The following is a 17,699-nucleotide window of genomic DNA, read 5'->3' as shown; positions in this document are numbered from 1 at the left end:
AACACCTATGGTTAAGCGAGTTATCGCTTAACAAAAACACTTTATAAAAATTGTACAGAAAAGGGGTGCCTTTTCACGTTTGGTCATCTTCCGGATTTCCTACAACAAGTATTCACTATGCCATCAGTGGTACTTTAGTAGGGGTTGTCAGCAATAGTGCAACAACTACAGTAGGAGCTCAACTAAAAGTAGCCGGCTTCAGTTTTAGTCATACCATCGGTAACAATTCCTACTATAGAGTACCACTAAGTCAAAATGGTACAATTAGTCTTTATTAGGAGTCGCTCAGGTTATGAAAGAAAACCTAAAATACATCATTGTTTCTTTAGCAATAGTCCTGTCAGCAGTTATACTAGGTAAATTCATCCTTGATGGCTTCGACATCTTAGGTCAATACATTGAACACGGACTGAGAACAATAACTATTCCTCGATAACTCTATATGACTAACAATCGTTGGTATCCACATAAAGTTGCTAACGCGTGCGTTAGCCTCAGCCACTTTCTCTTTAGAAGAAGTGGCTTTTTGAACCTCCTATCTTTTCTCCAACTTGTCATCAATGGTCTGAATCATCTCATCCCGCACGTCCTTGACAGGGATTTCGGTAATGACTGCGCCCAGGAAACCTCGGATAACCAGCCGCTCGGCAGTTGCTCGGTCAAGCCCTCGGCTCATGAGGTAGTACATATCCTCTGGGTCGACCTGTCCGATAGAGGCAGCATGCCCTGCGGTCACTTCATTTTCATCAATGAGGAGAATAGGATTGGCATCGCTCCGTGCTTGGTCACTCAGCATGAGCACGCGACTCTCCTGCTGGGCGTCCGCTCCTTTGGCTCCCTTAATGATATGACCGATGCCGTTAAAGGTCAAGGTTCCTCGCTCCAAAATCACCCCATGCTGGAGGATATGACCGACCGAGTGTGCCCCATAATTGGTCACACTGGTATCTACCCCCTGCACCTGACGACCACTGGAAAGCGCCACGACCTTGAGATTAGCATGGCTGCCACGATCATAAAGGTTGCTGTCAAAGTCGCAAACCACATGACCAGCATTCATCACACCCATAGCCCAGTCGACCGTCGCATCCTCATGATGGTAAACCTGACGACTGATATAACCCGTCACATCACTCCCCAAACGGTCGATGGCCGCATACTTGATTTGACTACCCCTACCAGCTATGATTTCCACGCTGACATTCGCAGCCACCGACTCAGCCCCCTCGCCCAGACTTTCCAACCGCTCCAGATAGGAGAACTTGCTATTTTTACCTGCGATGATGAGGATTTTTTTGACAAATGGCTGAGCAGACGCCCGGTCTTCCAGCAGGGAGATTTCGATAGGCTGGTCAATCTCGACCCCATCTGGCACATAGAGAACCGCTCCGCTGGTAAAATAAGCTGTGTTATAGGCTGCCAGACGATGGCTGTCATCTGGACAAGCCTGCCCTAGATAGGTCTCCAGAAGCTCAGGACGTTCCTCTAAGACCGTCGCAAGGTCTGTCAACACAACTCCCTTATCGATCAGCTCCATAGGCAGTTGTTCTAGGACGGTTTGGCTGCCGACCTCTACCAGCTTAGGATTGTCTCCGATAGCGAGAAAATCAGGCACACTCGGTAGGTCCCAGCTCTGCCCGATAGTAGACGGCATCAACTGCCAACGGTGAAACTTAACCCGCTCAATCACAGGAAATTCCAGCTCTGCCATGTTCTCAACAGCTGCCAACCGACGATCCAACAACCACTGAGGCTCCGCCTGACCCTGTGAAAAGGCTAAAATCGCTTCTTTGGTCATCTACACGTCCTCACTGTACTCTAAGCCCAGCTCCTCGGCAATCTTGGCATAGCCCTCTTGCTCCAGACGAGCCGCTAACTCTGCACCGCCCGAGAGGACGACCCGACCATCCATCATGACATGAACCACATCAGGAGTGATGTAGTTGAGCAGGCGTTGGTAGTGGGTGATGATCATAGCACCGAAGCCCTCACCCCGCATGGCATTGACCCCTTTTGAAACGACCTTGAGAGCATCAATGTCCAATCCTGAGTCAATCTCGTCTAGGAGGGCAAACTTAGGCTCTAACATGAGAAGTTGGAGGATTTCATTGCGCTTTTTCTCCCCTCCTGAGAAGCCTTCATTGAGGTAGCGCTCTGCCATCTCCTCTTTCATGCCCAAAAGCTCCATCTTTTCATCTAGCTTGGTGATAAAGTCACGGACAGAGATTTTATCCTCGTCTTCCTTACCAGCGTTCATGGCCGCACGGATAAACTCGGCATTGGTGATACCAGGGATTTCAGACGGGTACTGCATGGCTAAAAAGAGACCCAGTCGTGCCCGCTCATCCACTTCCAGCTCTAAGATATTGACCCCATCAAAGAGGACCTCCCCTTGGGTCACTTCAAAGTTGGGATTGCCCATGATGGCAGCAGACAGGGTTGATTTCCCTGTGCCGTTTGGCCCCATGATGGCAGCGACCTCTCCTGTTTTCAGGGTCAAGTTGACCCCTTTTAGAATTTCCTTGTCCTCGATGGACACATGCAGGTTTTTGATTTCTAAGGTTGACATAAAAGTTCCTTTCTCACGGCTAACGCCGAGGGTTGTTTATAGTTATTATAACAGAAAAATCCTCGCTTATCAGATACGAGGATTTGGTATTTTTGACACTGATTACGCGTTAAAACTCTCTGTCAACTGAGGCACAACTTGTTTTTTACGAGAAACAGCACCTGGTAAGAAAGCATGGTTATTTTCCAAGGTAAAGTTAAAAGCTGCTTCAACCTTATCCATGTTGCGACCGAGCGCCAAGATTTCTGAGTTAGAGTTGACAATATCTGTAATCATGAGGACAAAGTCGGAATAGCCATTATCAGCAGACGCTTTGGTGATCGCTGCTTCAATCTCCGCCTGACGGCCAAGGACTTCGGCAATGTCAACTGTGTTGACTTGAGCGACACGAACAGGGTTACCGTTGAGTTCAAAAGTCTTGGCATCGATGTCAATCAGCTCTTCGGCTGACTTGCTGGCTAGGTTTGTACCTGCTTTCAAGAGAGCCAAGCCATACTCTTCCAAATTCACCCCTGCCAGCTCTGCTAATTCCGCAGCGACCTGTGGGTCGCTCGCGTGAGTGGTCGGAGACTTGAGCAAGAGCGTGTCCGAAATCAAACCTGACAATAATAAGCCTGCAATCTCTTTTGGCACAGCGACACCAGCCTGTTTGAACTGGCGATAAACAATGGACGACGCTGAACCAACAGGTTCAAGGAGCATATAAAGCGGATTGGCAGTTTCAAAGTTAGCCACACGGTGGTGATCCACGACACCAGCTACCTCAACCTCGCGGATATCACTGATGGACTGCTGAAACTCATTGTGGTCCGTCAAAACAACCTTATCCGATCCTTCTGCTTTGGCAGAAGTCACAACACGCGGTGCTGTAACGCCAAAATAATCCAACGCAAAAGCTGTTTCTTCGTTAGGCTCGCCCAGAAGCACCGCCTCTGCATCACGCCCCCAAGCTTCACGCTCCAAATAAGCCCAAGCGTAGCTTGAAGCCGTAGCGTCAGTATCAGGGTTTTGGTGACCAAAAACTAAAATCTTAGACATGTGAGTAACTCTCTTTCCTTTATTCACCTTATTATAGCAGATTGGGCTTGTTTTGGCAAAAGTTCCTCATAAGGAAATCACGTTTCAAATTAAAAAAATACCCTGGTCAACTCCTCTAACGTGAGGAGCTAACCAAGGTATAGTTTTAAACTATTCCTTTGTTGACAACAACAAGCCAACAATAAAGCCAAGAATAGATGGTAGTACCCAACCCATACCGATGCTTGAGAATGGCAACAAACCATGACCAAAACTAACTAAGCCTTTAACAATTGATAATTCTGCCCATGGAGATGCTGCTAAACCGTCTACGATAGCAGGAAAGAGGGTAAAAATAGTCGTCCAGAGGTAAACGGCCTTTTTACCTTTGAACAGCTTATCTACTAAAGCTAGCAAAACAAGGACAATCGCCAACGGATAAAGAAACATAAGAACCGGAATAGAATAGGCGATAATATTTGTTAAACCAACATTGGCAAAAATAGCTGGGAAAATGGTAGCTGCGGCTAAAAACGTTTTATAAGAGACGCTAGGGAACATCTCTGAAAAAGTCTCTGAGAAAGCTGTTAAGAGCCCAACTGCTGTCTTTAAACAACCAAAGAAGACGATTAAGGCAAGTAATAGGCTACCTGCTGTTCCCAAATAATAACCAGCAATCTGTGCGAGGGCGATGCCACCATTGTCACTGATTGGAAACTGTCCAAGGCTAGTTGCCCCTGCATAAGCTAACAGGGCGTAAATCAGAGCCATAAAGCCCAGGCTGATGGCACCTGCTTTAATCATGTCCTTAGCAACTTGTTTAGGCTGGGTAACACCCAGTCCATTTAAAGCAGAGATAACCACAATGGCAAATGCTAAGGAAGCGAGGACATCAAGGGTGTTATAGCCTTCCAAAATCCCCTTGGTCAGCGCATTAGCTTGATAAGCCTCTTGAACAGCTGCCGCTCCGCTATTGCCCATAGGATTAAAAACAGAGAAAGCCAGCAAGAACCCCAAAACAAGGAGAAAAATCGGATTAAGCACTTTACCAACATAAGTGAGCAGCTTGCTAGCGTTCTGAGAAAGAAGCCAAGCCACCAAAAAGAAAAATGCAGAATAGAAAACCAAGGCTAGGGTTTGTTGCCCTTCTGGAATAAAAGGCACAACGCCAATTTGAAAAGAAGTCGTTGCTAAACGAGGGATGGCAAAGAAAGGACCAATAACGAGATAAAGCAAAATAGTAAAGAACTTGCCATAACCTTTACCAACTTTCGAAGCCAGCTCATAAACACTCTTGCTTTCGGTTAAGCCCATGGCAACGATGGCTAAAAACGGTAGTCCAATGGCTGAAACCAAAAAACCGATGGTCGCTGGCCAGAGGTTAGCCCCTGCTTCTTGCCCCATGTGAACAGGGAAAATCAAATTACCTGCACCGAAGATGATGCCAAACAGCATCGACCCGATATAAATATAATCTTTTTTCTGTAACGTTTTCATAGAAACTCCTTTATAATAATAACGTGATGATACAGCTTGCTAACGACCGATCGCTTTCCCTCCTTACCATCAAAAACAGCTACCCGCAAGAATGGGTAGCTGCTTTTTTGTCGCCCCATTCTCACTCAACACGAATAGGACAGTGACAAAAATTGTACCGTCCTATCTTCTGACAACGACTACCAAAAGTTGTGTTGTTTGTGTCATTGGAAACTCCTTGATGTTTAGTAAGGTTATTTTACCTTAGTCAGATAAGTTTGTCAAGTTTTATTTTTCAGAAAATTTCTGTATATTAACTAATCCGCTTATTATTTTTGCTTGTCATATTGTTCCAGCTGGTGCTTTTCAATTATAGCAATTAAACGTCCTGCATAATCACTACTTGTCGTATAGCCTTCTTGATAAAAGATGGCACTGGCCTCTTTGTAGGTTTTTGCTGTGGCTAGCCTTGTGTATAGCATCTCATCGCCCAATTTGTTAGCCTTTAGCCGAGTCATGTAATCAGCCATGCCTTCAGACCATGTTGAATAAACCTGATAACTCCGCTCGACGTTCTGCTCTTTGCCATCTTTGACCTCTGTTGTCCATAAAACAACACGGCGATTGCCTTCTGAGGCTGGTAAATGATAGAGATTATGGTACTTTACCCCTAGTAAAGTACGACCAGAGTCTGTTTCTAAAAGGGCTTGAGCAATTAAAACCGACGGCATAACCCCATAGCTTTTTCCTAGTTTCTGGGCTTCAGGTGCTATTTTTTTGATAAAGATAGCAGAGCTATCTGAGGTTTTGACCAGCTGATTAGCTGATTTAGGACCACCATTTAGCAAGAGTGGGATCAGGAAGCTGATAATCACACAAACCGTGATAAGCAGAGTGCCAAGAAAACTTAATCGTCGTTTCATCGATTTTTGCTCCTTAATAAATCAAGATATTCCTCCAGAGTCAGCTGATGCTCGGTCATGTATTTGGCGGAAGCAACACCCACATAGCGGTAATGCCAATTTTCCTCAGACACTCCAGTGATATGCTCCGCACCCTTTGTATATCTAAGAATAAAACCGTGTTCAGGAGCCATCGCTGCAATCTGCTTCGCCACATCAGAATAACGCATGATATCAATCGCTAAGCCCGTGTGATGTTCACTGTGACCTGCAGGCAAGACCGTCTGTGAAACAATTGTTGTCGCTTCCTCCTCACTTGTTCCCCCAGCTACCAGCTCAGCCACTCGTGTTTGAAAAAGCGCAGCTTGTTCTTCTACACTCCGATAACCAGAGTAAAGTCTCTGCAAAGGATCGGCATCTAGTGCATGGACAGCTGCCATAAACTGAGTCGTCGCCTCCACAATTCGCTGATCAACAGGAATTCCCTCAACATAACCAAGTTCTGGGACAACATTGTTAAAAGCATAATCCCGATTAACCAGGACTAATTCCCAATCATCAGGGCTAACGTCAGGTAAGGCATCGGTTGGCTCTTTACTGCTGGATGAGCTTGTTACTGCCATGGACGACGATGACGTTGACGATCGAGGAGATTCATCAGTTGTCAGGCGAAAATCACGTGGCGACAGGAAAATGTAGAATCCTACCAAGGCGATCACGATAGCCAGCAACTGCAAGACGACTAGTATTCCCTTATTTCCTCTCATTTGCGAGTGCCTCTCTTCCCTTATAGCGATAAGATAAATCAGCGACTTGTTCAATGCTAAAGTGTCCCTTTTCATAGCTTAAAACAGTCACACTGCCGTTATCAATCATCATCTTTTCCCACCAAGGGTCAATCAGCCACAGGAGCGTGGCGATGGTCATCCCATGACAAACCACAAGCCCGTTGCCACCACCTCTTGTCTCCAAGCGCTCTGCGATGCTCACAAATCCCTGCCAAATACGGTCGCGCAATACCTCCCAAGGCTCCGCCCAGCCAGCTGTATCAGCCTCCACCAAAGCTTCCGCGATTTCTTGATAGGTTAAATTTGTCAATTTCTTGTCAAGACCAACGACGCTTGTTCTAGGCAACACACCGTGGAAGAGCTCCTCATCGTACAGACCTTCCAAGCTACCAAAACACCACTCACGTATACGACGATCTGCCGTATGCGGTAAGCTCTCCTGACCGAGCTCTTTTAAAACAATCGCTAAGGTCTCAAGAGTTCGACCGCTATCACTTGAAAAAGCTTCATCAAATGTCAATCCATCTACTGCGAATCCTTGACCCAGCTCTCGAATGCCTTCACGACCTAACGTTGTCAGAGGACTATCGCACCAACCTTGGGCACGCCCCAAGGTATTGAACATCGTCTTGCCATGACGAACAATATATAACCGTGTTTCTGTCATTGTTAACTCCTTTATGATATTATAACATAAAACCTAGCCAGACGTCACAACAAGATTCATTCAGAACAAGCACTCTCTTCTCATATTCTGACTAAAGTCGGCATTGACACCATCCAAGGTCAACATGAGAATCACTTATGTTATCTTCCTCTGAATCCTCTTAATGAAGTCGATTGAAAATCATGCTACTTTCTTACTTATTTTTCCTTGCCTATTATCATGTTGCACTGCCGTAACTTCTCAAGCACCCTGATTTTCAGCTGGGTGACTTTCTGAAATGTTTCGGTCATTACCCTGAGTTCAGGAATATTCACATAACACAAAAAGCACCAACCATGAGGTCGGTGCTATTATTTGATGTCTAATCGTTACTGATTATTCACCGCGGTGTTTTTTGATGATTTCTTCTTGTACAGACTTAGGCACATCTTCGTAGTGGTCAAAGACCATCATGAAGGTACCACGACCTTGAGTTGCTGAACGAAGAACTGTTGCATAACCAAACATTTCAGCCAATGGCACATAAGCACGAACGACTTGAACGTTACCACGAGCTTCCATACCATCAACGCGTCCGCGACGAGCTGTCACGTGACCCATAACATCACCGAGGTTGTCCTCTGGTGCGGTGATAGTGACAAGCATCATTGGCTCAAGGATAGCTGGTTGAGCTGATTTAGCTGCTTCTTTAAGGGCAAGAGATGCCGCAATCTTGAAGGCTGTTTCAGATGAGTCGACATCGTGGTATGACCCATCGTAAAGCTTCGCTTTCACGTCAACCATTGGGTAGCCTGCAAGGACACCATTAGCCATAGACTCGATGAGACCTTTTTCAACAGCTGGGATAAATTCACGAGGAACCACACCACCGACGATAGCGTTCTCGAACTCGAAACCTTTACCTTCTTCGTTTGGTGTAAATTCGATCCAAACGTCACCGAACTGACCTTTACCACCAGACTGACGTTTGAAGAATCCACGCGCTTGAGTAGAAGCACGGAAAGTTTCACGGTAAGATACCTGAGGCGCACCAACGTTTGCTTCTACTTTGAACTCACGACGCATACGGTCAACAAGGACGTCAAGGTGAAGCTCACCCATACCAGAGATAACGGTCTCACCAGTTTCTGGGTTAGTTTCAACGCGGAAGGTTGGGTCTTCTTCAGCCAATTTAGACAAAGCAACACCCATCTTATCTTGGTCAGCTTTAGACTTAGGCTCAACCATGAGTTGGATAACTGGTTCTGGAACATCGATTGACTCAAGAATGATTTTCGCTTTCTCATCAGTCAATGAGTCACCAGTAGTGGTGTCTTTCAAACCAACGGCAGCAGCGATGTCACCAGAGTAAACTGTTTCGATTTCTTGACGGCTGTTAGCGTGCATCTGAAGGATACGTCCGATACGCTCACGCTTACCTTTAGACGTGTTCATCACGTATGAACCTGAGTTAAGAACACCAGAGTAGACACGGAAGAAGGTCAAACGACCTACGAATGGGTCTGTCATGATCTTGAAGGCAAGGGCCGCAAATGGCTCTTCATCAGATGATGGACGCTCTTCTTCAGCGTCTGTATCTGGGTTGATCCCTTTAATCGCTGGGATATCAATTGGGCTTGGCAGGTAGTCAAGTACCGCATCAAGCATCAACTGAACACCCTTGTTTTTGAAGGCTGAACCACAAAGAACAGGGAAGAATTCAACGTTGATGGTTGCTTTACGGATACCAGCTTTCAATTCCTCTTCAGTGATTTCTTCACCTTCAAGGTACTTCATCATGAGCTCTTCGTCAGTTTCAGCAACAGCTTCAACCAACTTCTCACGCCACTCTTGCGCTTGCTCAAGGTATTCAGCTGGAATCTCTTCTTCACGAATATCTGTACCAAGGTCGTTGGTGTAGATTTCAGCTTTCATCTTAATCAAGTCGATGATGCCAGTGAAGTCATCCTCTGCACCGATTGGGAGTTGGATTGGGTGAGCATTTGCTTGTAAACGATCATGGAGGGTAGACACAGAGTAAAGGAAGTCCGCACCGATTTTGTCCATTTTGTTGGCAAATACGATACGAGGAACGCGGTACTCAGTCGCCTGACGCCATACGGTTTCAGTTTGTGGCTCAACACCTGATTGTGAGTCAAGAACGGTAACTGCACCGTCAAGTACGCGCAGGGAACGTTGTACTTCGATGGTGAAGTCAACGTGTCCTGGGGTGTCGATGATGTTGACACGAGTGTCTTTCCATTGAGCAGTTGTTGCCGCAGAGGTGATAGTGATACCACGCTCTTGCTCTTGCTCCATCCAGTCCATTTGTGACGCACCTTCGTGGGTCTCACCGAGCTTATGGATTTTACCAGTATAGTAAAGGATACGCTCAGTTGTTGTTGTCTTACCGGCATCGACGTGCGCCATGATACCGATGTTACGAGTTTTTGCTAACGAAAATTCGCGTGCCATGAGGTTATTTCTCCTATAAATTTTGATTTCGGTACTATTATACCATATTTTATAAAGAACGGATAGGCAGAGGCCTACCCGTTCGAGTTTTCTCTTTTTAGTTGGGCGTTGGTTCTGTCCAATGCAGATTGCTTTGGCAAACAAGTCACTGACAAAAAGATAAAATCTCCTAGAAGCCTAAGCTTCGTCGTCGCTTTTCCTATTTTGTCTAGGATTTGTTTAACGCTCTCGTATCTTAGAGTTGAATACGGTCGGCATACTGTCAGTGAAAAATGATAATCTTCCTAGATTGCAAGCAATCATCGTCAGATTCCTATTTTTCACTTGTATGCTCGCCCTTAATATCCTAAGATTACCAACGGAAGTGTGCGAAGGCACGGTTGGCTTCAGCCATTTTGTGAGTGTCTTCACGTTTCTTCACAGATGCACCTGTGTTGTTTGCAGCGTCCATGATTTCTTTTGCCAAACGGTCAATCATAGTGTGTTCTCCACGAGCGCGTGAAGCGTTAACCAACCAACGAAGCCCAAGTGTTATACGACGCTCTGGACGCACTTCAACTGGAACTTGGTAGTTAGAACCACCGACACGACGAGCACGAACTTCAAGAACAGGCATGATGTTCTCCATCGCTGTCTCAAATACTTCGTTAGCGTCGTTGCCAGTTACTTCTTTGATTTGCTCGAAAGCACCGTAAACGATGCTAGCCGCTGTACCACGCTTACCGTCAAGCATCACGCGGTTGATCAAGCGAGTAACTAATGTTGAATTGTACAATGGATCTGCCAAAACTTCACGTTTTGGGGCACGGTTTTTACGACTCATTCTTAGATTCTCCCTTCTTAGCCTTTAGGACGTTTTGCACCGTATTTAGAACGGCCTTGTTTACGGTTAGCAACACCTGCTGTATCAAGTGCACCACGAACGATATGGTAACGCACACCCGGAAGGTCTTTTACACGTCCACCGCGGATAAGTACAACGCTGTGCTCTTGCAAGTTGTGGCCGATACCTGGGATGTAGGCAGTAACTTCGATGAGGTTGCTCAAACGTACACGAGCGAACTTACGAAGGGCTGAGTTAGGTTTTTTAGGGGTCATTGTTCCAACACGTGTTGCAACACCACGTTTTTGTGGAGAAGACACGTTAGTTGTCACTTTGCGGTGGCTGTTGTAACCAACGTTAAGCGCTGGTGATTTAGATTTTTCTACTTTAGATTGACGTGGTTTACGAACCAACTGGTTAATTGTAGGCATCTACATTCTCCTGTAAAATTTTTAGTTTTGGTTGGACAAAGCGATCGGTGACATCCTCTATCCTGCGTGTACTTTTGCAACATTTGTCAGCACGTCTCTGTACACTTTTGAGAGACCAAAAGTAAAAAGTACCGTCTAGTATCATACCACAAGTTTAGTCTCCTCGTCAAGTGATTTGAGATTTTATTTTCTAAATCTAGTTCGACTTGCTTTTTTGGCATTTTTTTGGAAAAATGGAAGAAAATAAACTAAAGGAGTGCCTATGACTAAAATTACTCAATTGCTTAAAAAACTTAACGAGGAACAGGTCTATGCCGCAGTCGTGTCTGATCCTGTCTCTATCAACTACCTCACCGGTTATTACAGCGACCCACATGAACGCTACATGTTCCTCTTTCTCTTTTGGGAAAAAGAACCCGTGCTCTTTCTACCTGCTCTTGATGCCGCACGAGCAGAGGCGACAGTTTCTTTCCCAGTTGTTGGTTATGTTGACTCAGAAAATCCTTGGGAAAAAATCAAGGCTATTCTGCCAAAGACGGACTACCCTCAGGTAGCCATCGAGTTTGATAACCTCAATGTGACCAAGCTGCGAGGCTTGGAGACTGTGTTTTCCAGCCAATTTGTCAATCTGACCCCGGCCATCAACCGCCTGCGTTTGATTAAATCAGCTGATGAGATTGAAAAAATGCACGCTGCTGGGCTATTGGCCGATAAGGCCGTCCAAATCGGGTTTGACAATATCAGCCTGGACAAAACAGAGACTGATATTATCGCCAACATCGAGTATGAGATGAAGCGACTGAGCTATGGCATGAGTTTTGAGACCATGGTGTTGACAGGCGATAACGCGGCCAATCCGCACGGTATTCCTGCTGATAATCGAATCGAAAACAACGCCTTCCTGCTCTTTGACTTGGGCATCGCTGCCAACGGCTATATGAGTGACATGACACGGACAGTGGCTGTTGGTCAGCCTGACCAGTTCAAAAAGGACATTTACCAACTCTGTCTGGAGGCTCAATTAGCCGCTCAAGACTTTATTAAGCCTGGTGTGACCGCTAGCGAAGTAGATGCAGCTGCTCGCTCTATCATTGAAAAAGCAGGTTACGGTGAGTATTTCAACCACCGTCTGGGGCATGGCATTGGGATGGATGTGCACGAATTCCCATCCATCATGGCAGGTAATGATTTGGTCATTGAAGAAGGCATGTGTTTCTCGGTCGAGCCTGGTATCTATATTCCTGGAAAGGTCGGTGTCCGTATCGAGGACTGTGGTGTGGTCACCAAAACAGGTTTTGAAGTCTTTACCCACACAAGCAAAGACCTGCTCTACTACTAATTAAACAGATAAAAAACGATTTATACCATTGGACTTGGTCAATCGGACTTGGTCAATCGTTTTTTTATCTAGTTTAGGTCAAAGTCCAATTTGATCCGTTCGAGCACTTCTTGTAGGAGAGGGCGATTGAAGGTATAGTGTCCTTTAGTCTGTCCTGAAATCAGCAATAGGTTGGCATTGACCAGTTTTTGGACATGGAAGGTAACCGTGGCTGGACTGATGCCAAGACTGTCTGAGATGGCCTTACTCTTCTCGCCGTGTAGGCCGATTCTCTGCAAAATCTCATAGCGGACAGGGTCACTGAGGCTTTTGACCACCACATCAAGAACATCCTTGTCCACCACTTGACGGTTACCGATAAAAGCAGCCACACGGGAGAAGAGTTGGAAATAGGCAGGGCTGTCTGGTCGATTTTTATCATAGCCGACCATTTGCATAAACTGCAAAGGCGATGTCACAAAAACCTCACAGCTGCTGCGTCCTGTTTCAGCTAGGACACCCAACACATCGTGTGACGTGTTCGCAAACAAGTCTGGGATGTCCAGCTGTTCAGAAAAAGAGCGAATCTCCTCCTCAAACTGGGCATAAAAGGGCTCATAGAGGGGACAAAGTTCCTGATAAAGAGCACTCATGCCCTGAACACATTCCTTTAGGTGCTGATAGGACCAGAGCAACTGCCAGCGATAAGCAGGATCATCTGAGAAATCCTCCAAGACAAGTAGTAACGCCTCCAAACTGAGACTATCTTGTTCCTCATCGGTTAAGGAAAGGGCGAACTCCTGCTCCAGCACTGCCTCTGGTATAGCCTCAATCAAACGGGGCAGCTCTGCCATGTCCAAGGGATCCTGCCCCTGTGCTAGGAGGTGACGGTAGAGCCGCAGGAAAAAGTGCCGATGAAAATAACGGTCAATCAGCTCCTTGTAAGGGGCAAGGACTGCCTTTACCTCCTCCAAGGTGGCAAGGGCATCTGCCATGACTGCGCGCTCCTGGCTGGTCATGTCCACATGGCTATAATCCACATAAACGAGATTGGGTAGCCAGAGAAAATCAACCAGACGGCTGCGATGAAGATGCGTCAAAAACTTCATGAGACCTCCTTTGTATTTAAGCGAGAACTAAAAATGATGTAACCAACAGACAGGACTAACATGACCAGCATCAGGTGCTGAGCCGGGAAGATGACCATAAGTCCAGCTAGAAGGACTTTCATCAGGATAACACCCAACTGAAAATAGGTCGCCATACCTGAGAAAATCATGCCGATCTTGTCCTCAGGGAGACTGTTTTTCACCAAGGATCCCATCTTAGGGTTGACAATCCCGATACCGAAGTTGGTCAACAGCAGCACACCCAAAAACAAGTAGGTCTGGTGCCAGTAGAGGGTCAGAAAGATAGGCAGTAAAACAATGATTCCATACCGTAAAAAACGGATTAAGTCAATCGTCATACGACCTGACATGACCGCGATATTCCCCAGCAAACCACCGACCATCATCACCACACCAATAACAGACAGGGTCAGGTCAGGAGAGCTAAAACCGAAGGCCTTGTCCTCCGTCATCACCAAGAGAACAAAGGTTTCGATACTGGCAAAAACAGCATTAAATAAAGGAACAACAAGCATGGCAAATCGCACAGCAGGAATGCGATTCCTCTCTGTCAAGGCCAGCTTTAAGCTGGACCATAAATCTGCAACAAGGGACTTTTCCGACGGACGGTCAACAACAGTGATCGGGTCTTTGAGCAGAAGAGCATTTAGTGACTTACTCAAGAACAGCATGCCCACCGCACAGACGAGAAAGGTGACCGCGTTGAGGTAGGCCAGGTTTTGGTAGGTCATGATAGCAACCAGAGCCGCGCCGCTAAATTTGAAAAGAATGGCCATGGTTTGAAAAATACTAGACGAAAAACCATGCCTTGCTCTCGCTCCTCAGGCCCCAGCACCCGCAAACTGATGGGCTGATAGAGCCCACCCTCAAACTGCCCTGACATGTCAGACAGAAAATTCAGCAAAGACACAGCCACAACCACCCATAGGCTTGGCAGAAACCCCATGACAAGGCCGACCACCAGGTAAATGGCAAAGCGGAAAAACTGCGTTGCGATGATTAAGGGCACTTTTCTGGTCTGCTTATCCGCTAGGTAGCCCATGATAAAGGCAGATAAAATAGGCAAGGTCTCGGACATGGTCACGATAGCAATCGCTGTCTTAGGCTCTGGCAACAGCAAGACATAGTTCATCAGAGCCAGATAATAGACACTATCACCAAAGTTGGACAACAAGTCCAAGCCCAAAACGGATAGGTACAATTTATTGGATAGGATTTTTTTCATCACACCCTATTTTCAATTATTACTAAAAACTTTTTTTGCGATTATCTAAATTATATCAGAAACCAAATTTTAGTCAATACTAAATTTCAATTTTGATAAAAGAAAAAACGAGGTTAACCTCGTTTTAGTTAGTAGCGTGGTAGAGTTTATAAACAACCTGCCGATTGAGCTTGTGCCGCTTCGCCACATCCTTGATGGCAGCATTGGGCTTCTGACCTTGGGCAATAGCTTGCGCAACTAGGTCTATAATGGTCTGATCTGTCAACTCATCAGGTTTATGCTGACTTTGCTCGTAGCCAGCGACCAGTATCAGGCACTCCCCCTTGGCTGGATGTTCTGTCAGATAAGCGATCGCTTCAGACACCGTGCCCCGCTGGTACTCCTCATAGAGTTTGGTCAGTTCACGCACCACCACCACCTGCCGGTCACCATAAACCGACAGCACATTAGTCAAGGTAGCGACTAAACGGTGAGGAGACTCGTAAAAAATCTGGGTCTCTGGATAATGTTTCTTTTCTTCGAAAAAAGCGAGCTGCTGGCCTGATTTTCTCGGTAAAAACCCATAAAACACATGCGGTTGTGGCATCAGTCCACTGGCGATTAGGGCTGTCAAGCCCGCGCTGGCGCCTGGTAAAGCAACAACTGGCACCTCCTGTGCCAGTGCCGCCTGCACCAAATCATGCCCTGGATCTGAAATGCTGGGCATCCCTGCATCTGATACCTGAGCAAGTGATTGACCTGACACCAAGAGATCAATCAGAACAGGAATCTTCTCTACGGCATTGTGCTCATGAAAACTGGTCTGACGCGTTGTAATGCCAAAGTGCTTGAGCAAGAGACCTGTATTTCGCGTGTCCTCTGCCGCAATCAAATCAACATTCTTAAGCACCTCGACCGCCCGAAAGGTCATGTCCTCCAGATTGCCGATCGGGGTCGGCACCAAATACAAGGTTCCTGCTCCGCTATTATCCTTAAAACTTCGCTGTATTCTCATCGATCATCCCTGTACAATAATTCCATACAAATCAAGCAATCTTCTCTACTTCCACGGCTTTGCCCATAAAAGTCATTGCAGACATGGAAACCTTCATTGTAGAGTTGCTCCAGATGCTCCTTGCCTGTGTTATGGGTGTTTTTCTCAACAGCTGGTGCTTGTCGCTGAGCGAGCAACTCCTGCAACTGCCGATTTTCCAGACGCAATCGGGCATTCTCCTCTAATACGGTCTGGACCTGTTTTTTTAGGCGCTCGCTAGTCCCTAAAACTGTCAGCAGTTCTTCTGAAAAGCCATCAAAGGCCTGCAAAAGTTCCTTATTTGTCATTCTTCCTCCTCTAACGTCAACACCAGATAGTCCAAAGCGTTTTGGAAACTGACATTGGCTTGCCACATCCGCCTGACTTGATAGAGTTTCTCCACAATCTCCGCTCCTTTGTTGGCGTCTTCGGACTGAGCGGCTTGGCTGGTCAGTAACCGAAAGCACCAATCCTGTTCGGTCTTATCACTCGCCTTATTAACCAAGCGACTGACCTGCAAGTAAGCCTCTTCTTTACCCAATAACAACTGGTCTATCAAGCGTTGGCAAAGCCCTATCAAATCCAGCAGGCGTTTATTTGTTGCTAAGTCTGCGAGTTGATGCGGTGAGTTGGTCAGCTCCGCTAAAAGGCTTGCTTGGCTTTTTAACAGACCAGTCGCCTCAAACTGCCGCAACAGATAAGCTCTGTCTGTCGGGCAACGAAACAGTTGACAGCGACTTTTTATCGTTGGTAAAACCTTTTCTTCATCACTCGTCAACAGAAAAATATAGTAGTTGCTGGTTGGTTCTTCAATCTGTTTGAGGAGAATATTGGCAGCGTTGGCGTGCATCTTATCAGCATCCTTGATGATGAAGACTTGGCAGTCGCCTTCGTAGCCTGATTGTGCAAAATCTCTTGCCAGCTCACGGATTTGTTCCGTTTTAATCAGCTGTCCCATAGGTTCAACCACCGTTACATCCGCAAATTCGCCTACAGCAATCAAGCGACAAGAACGGCATTTCCCGCAGGGCAAGTTTTCAGCAGATAAGTCCTCGCAAAAACGACTCTGTGCCAGATAAATGGCCAGCTCAAAACTCCCAAATTCTCCTGAGAATAAATAGGCATGGCTCAGTCTACCTCTTGCTAAGAGCCTGTCAAACGAGACTAGTAAGTTAGGTTGCAGTTCTGTTAAGACCTCTCTCATCTCTCTAAGAGCTCCTTAATGTGCAGATAAGTCTCTTCAATGACTTCTGGCAAGGGTTGACTAGCATCAATGGTTACGATGCGTTTTTCTTGCTTTGCTATGGCCTGGTAGCCCGCACGAACCCGCTGGTGCATGTCTAATCGCTCCAAGTCAAGGCGATTGACTTCTCGGTCACTATTTTGTTCGATACGTGCCAGACCAAGCTCAGAAGGCACATCAAAATAGAGGGTCAAATCAGGTACTAAACCATCTGTCGTAAAGTTGTTTAACCACCTCACACCGTCAACTCCGAGTCCTCTCCCATAGCCTTGATAAGCGACCGAACTATCGATAAATCGATCCATCAACACCAGTTCCCCCTTACCTATAGCGGGCAGAACCTTCTCCACCAGATGCTGCCGCCTAGCCGCGATATAAAGCAATAACTCAGTCTTGTCATCCATAGCTGTATGCTCAACATCCAGAATTAACTCTCGAATTTTCTCAGAAATCGCTACGCCTCCAGGTTCGCGTGTGACGGTGAGACCATCTGAACACAAATCTGCCAACCGCGGCACTAGTGCGTTCAGAACGCTGGTTTTCCCTGCGCCATCTGGCCCCTCAAAACTAATCAACAACCCTCTTGTCATGACTATCCTCTTTTCTATAGTTTTATTTTATCATTTTTTAGTTAGAAAATATAG

Annotated in this window: 18 protein-coding genes; 1 reads left to right on the top strand and 17 read right to left on the bottom strand. The window is 46.3% G+C overall.

Going from position 1 to position 17,699, the window contains the following annotated elements; genetic code table 11:
* Positions 1-535: 535 nt before the first annotated feature.
* From sufD to rpsL, 10 genes are all read right to left on the bottom strand, one after another.
* On the bottom strand, positions 536-1,798 hold the full coding sequence (gene sufD / locus ACERC8_RS07010) for a Fe-S cluster assembly protein SufD (RefSeq protein WP_373659181.1): 1,263 nt from the start codon (positions 1,796-1,798) through the stop codon (positions 536-538).
* Positions 1,799-2,569 (bottom strand): Fe-S cluster assembly ATPase SufC, encoded by a 771-nt coding sequence (gene sufC, locus ACERC8_RS07005; protein WP_373659180.1) that lies wholly within the window; start codon positions 2,567-2,569, stop codon positions 1,799-1,801.
* Positions 2,570-2,671: 102 nt separating this feature from the next.
* Entirely contained in the window at positions 2,672-3,607 is a 936-nt protein-coding gene (locus tag ACERC8_RS07000) for a manganese-dependent inorganic pyrophosphatase (protein ID WP_373659179.1), read from the bottom strand.
* A gap of 150 nt (positions 3,608-3,757) precedes the next feature.
* Entirely contained in the window at positions 3,758-5,083 is a 1,326-nt protein-coding gene (gene brnQ, locus ACERC8_RS06995; RefSeq protein ID WP_373659178.1) for a branched-chain amino acid transport system II carrier protein, read from the bottom strand.
* A 308-nt stretch (positions 5,084-5,391) separates the two neighbouring features.
* The gene (locus ACERC8_RS06990; protein WP_373659177.1) at positions 5,392-5,985 is read right to left on the bottom strand and encodes a glycoside hydrolase family 73 protein; all 594 of its coding nucleotides are present in this window, start codon (positions 5,983-5,985) and stop codon (positions 5,392-5,394) included.
* Complete coding sequence (locus ACERC8_RS06985) at positions 5,982-6,731, bottom strand: D-alanyl-D-alanine carboxypeptidase family protein (protein WP_373659176.1); 750 nt, start codon at positions 6,729-6,731, stop codon at positions 5,982-5,984. Before ACERC8_RS06985 ends, ACERC8_RS06990 begins: the two co-directional genes overlap by 4 nt.
* Positions 6,718-7,419, bottom strand: coding sequence for a histidine phosphatase family protein (locus tag ACERC8_RS06980; protein ID WP_373659175.1), 702 nt, complete (start codon positions 7,417-7,419; stop codon positions 6,718-6,720). Before ACERC8_RS06980 ends, ACERC8_RS06985 begins: the two co-directional genes overlap by 14 nt.
* A 375-nt stretch (positions 7,420-7,794) precedes the next feature.
* A complete protein-coding gene (gene fusA / locus ACERC8_RS06975; RefSeq protein ID WP_018367584.1) occupies positions 7,795-9,873 on the bottom strand; it encodes an elongation factor G in 2,079 nt (692 codons plus the stop codon).
* A 352-nt stretch (positions 9,874-10,225) separates the two neighbouring features.
* Positions 10,226-10,696, bottom strand: coding sequence for a 30S ribosomal protein S7 (gene rpsG, locus ACERC8_RS06970; RefSeq protein WP_373659174.1), 471 nt, complete (start codon positions 10,694-10,696; stop codon positions 10,226-10,228).
* A 17-nt stretch (positions 10,697-10,713) separates the two neighbouring features.
* Positions 10,714-11,127 carry a 30S ribosomal protein S12 gene (rpsL, locus tag ACERC8_RS06965; protein WP_018367582.1) on the bottom strand — a complete coding sequence of 138 codons (414 nt, stop codon included), beginning with the start codon at positions 11,125-11,127 and terminating at the stop codon, positions 10,714-10,716.
* 262 nt (positions 11,128-11,389) lie between these two features.
* Between rpsL and ACERC8_RS06960 the strand changes: the two genes are divergently transcribed.
* Positions 11,390-12,466: a M24 family metallopeptidase gene (locus tag ACERC8_RS06960; protein ID WP_373659173.1), complete on the top strand. Its 1,077-nt coding sequence runs from the start codon at positions 11,390-11,392 to the stop codon at positions 12,464-12,466.
* A 68-nt stretch (positions 12,467-12,534) separates the two neighbouring features.
* On the opposite strand, the gene ACERC8_RS06955 is transcribed toward ACERC8_RS06960, so the two are convergent.
* From ACERC8_RS06955 to tmk, 7 genes are all read right to left on the bottom strand, one after another.
* Positions 12,535-13,554, bottom strand: coding sequence for a helix-turn-helix domain-containing protein (locus ACERC8_RS06955; protein WP_373659172.1), 1,020 nt, complete (start codon positions 13,552-13,554; stop codon positions 12,535-12,537).
* Complete coding sequence (locus ACERC8_RS06950) at positions 13,551-14,351, bottom strand: MFS transporter (RefSeq protein ID WP_373659171.1); 801 nt, start codon at positions 14,349-14,351, stop codon at positions 13,551-13,553. The genes ACERC8_RS06955 and ACERC8_RS06950 overlap by 4 nt, the downstream gene beginning before the upstream one ends.
* Positions 14,303-14,800, bottom strand: a complete 498-nt coding sequence (locus ACERC8_RS06945; protein ID WP_373659170.1) for a hypothetical protein — start codon at positions 14,798-14,800, stop codon at positions 14,303-14,305. Before ACERC8_RS06945 ends, ACERC8_RS06950 begins: the two co-directional genes overlap by 49 nt.
* A gap of 124 nt (positions 14,801-14,924) precedes the next feature.
* Entirely contained in the window at positions 14,925-15,794 is an 870-nt protein-coding gene (rsmI, locus tag ACERC8_RS06940; protein ID WP_373659169.1) for a 16S rRNA (cytidine(1402)-2'-O)-methyltransferase, read from the bottom strand.
* Entirely contained in the window at positions 15,791-16,120 is a 330-nt protein-coding gene (locus ACERC8_RS06935; RefSeq protein WP_373659168.1) for an initiation control protein YabA, read from the bottom strand. Before ACERC8_RS06935 ends, rsmI begins: the two co-directional genes overlap by 4 nt.
* Positions 16,117-17,016 (bottom strand): DNA polymerase III subunit delta', encoded by a 900-nt coding sequence (locus tag ACERC8_RS06930; RefSeq protein WP_373659167.1) that lies wholly within the window; start codon positions 17,014-17,016, stop codon positions 16,117-16,119. Before ACERC8_RS06930 ends, ACERC8_RS06935 begins: the two co-directional genes overlap by 4 nt.
* A complete protein-coding gene (gene tmk, locus ACERC8_RS06925; RefSeq protein WP_373659166.1) occupies positions 17,013-17,645 on the bottom strand; it encodes a dTMP kinase in 633 nt (210 codons plus the stop codon). The genes ACERC8_RS06930 and tmk overlap by 4 nt, the downstream gene beginning before the upstream one ends.
* Between the last annotated feature and the right edge of the window lie 54 nt (positions 17,646-17,699).

The organism is Streptococcus sp. E29BA (assembly GCF_041807805.1).
GTDB lineage: Bacteria > Bacillota > Bacilli > Lactobacillales > Streptococcaceae > Streptococcus > Streptococcus entericus.
This window is presented reverse-complemented; position numbering and strand designations above follow the sequence as displayed.

Coding starts and splice junctions, on each gene's coding strand:
- brnQ (WP_373659178.1), bottom strand. CDS start 5,083: ATGAAAACGTTACAGAAAAAAGATTATATTTATATCGGGTCGATGCTG.
- ACERC8_RS06935 (WP_373659168.1), bottom strand. CDS start 16,120: ATGACAAATAAGGAACTTTTGCAGGCCTTTGATGGCTTTTCAGAAGAA.
- ACERC8_RS06955 (WP_373659172.1), bottom strand. CDS start 13,554: ATGAAGTTTTTGACGCATCTTCATCGCAGCCGTCTGGTTGATTTTCTC.
- rpsG (WP_373659174.1), bottom strand. CDS start 10,696: ATGAGTCGTAAAAACCGTGCCCCAAAACGTGAAGTTTTGGCAGATCCA.
- ACERC8_RS06985 (WP_373659176.1), bottom strand. CDS start 6,731: ATGAGAGGAAATAAGGGAATACTAGTCGTCTTGCAGTTGCTGGCTATC.
- ACERC8_RS06980 (WP_373659175.1), bottom strand. CDS start 7,419: ATGACAGAAACACGGTTATATATTGTTCGTCATGGCAAGACGATGTTC.
- ACERC8_RS06930 (WP_373659167.1), bottom strand. CDS start 17,016: ATGAGAGAGGTCTTAACAGAACTGCAACCTAACTTACTAGTCTCGTTT.
- fusA (WP_018367584.1), bottom strand. CDS start 9,873: ATGGCACGCGAATTTTCGTTAGCAAAAACTCGTAACATCGGTATCATG.
- rpsL (WP_018367582.1), bottom strand. CDS start 11,127: ATGCCTACAATTAACCAGTTGGTTCGTAAACCACGTCAATCTAAAGTA.
- tmk (WP_373659166.1), bottom strand. CDS start 17,645: ATGACAAGAGGGTTGTTGATTAGTTTTGAGGGGCCAGATGGCGCAGGG.
- ACERC8_RS06960 (WP_373659173.1), top strand. CDS start 11,390: ATGACTAAAATTACTCAATTGCTTAAAAAACTTAACGAGGAACAGGTC.
- ACERC8_RS06945 (WP_373659170.1), bottom strand. CDS start 14,800: ATGAAAAAAATCCTATCCAATAAATTGTACCTATCCGTTTTGGGCTTG.
- rsmI (WP_373659169.1), bottom strand. CDS start 15,794: ATGAGAATACAGCGAAGTTTTAAGGATAATAGCGGAGCAGGAACCTTG.
- ACERC8_RS06990 (WP_373659177.1), bottom strand. CDS start 5,985: ATGAAACGACGATTAAGTTTTCTTGGCACTCTGCTTATCACGGTTTGT.
- ACERC8_RS07000 (WP_373659179.1), bottom strand. CDS start 3,607: ATGTCTAAGATTTTAGTTTTTGGTCACCAAAACCCTGATACTGACGCT.
- sufC (WP_373659180.1), bottom strand. CDS start 2,569: ATGTCAACCTTAGAAATCAAAAACCTGCATGTGTCCATCGAGGACAAG.
- ACERC8_RS06950 (WP_373659171.1), bottom strand. CDS start 14,351: ATGGCCATTCTTTTCAAATTTAGCGGCGCGGCTCTGGTTGCTATCATG.
- sufD (WP_373659181.1), bottom strand. CDS start 1,798: ATGACCAAAGAAGCGATTTTAGCCTTTTCACAGGGTCAGGCGGAGCCT.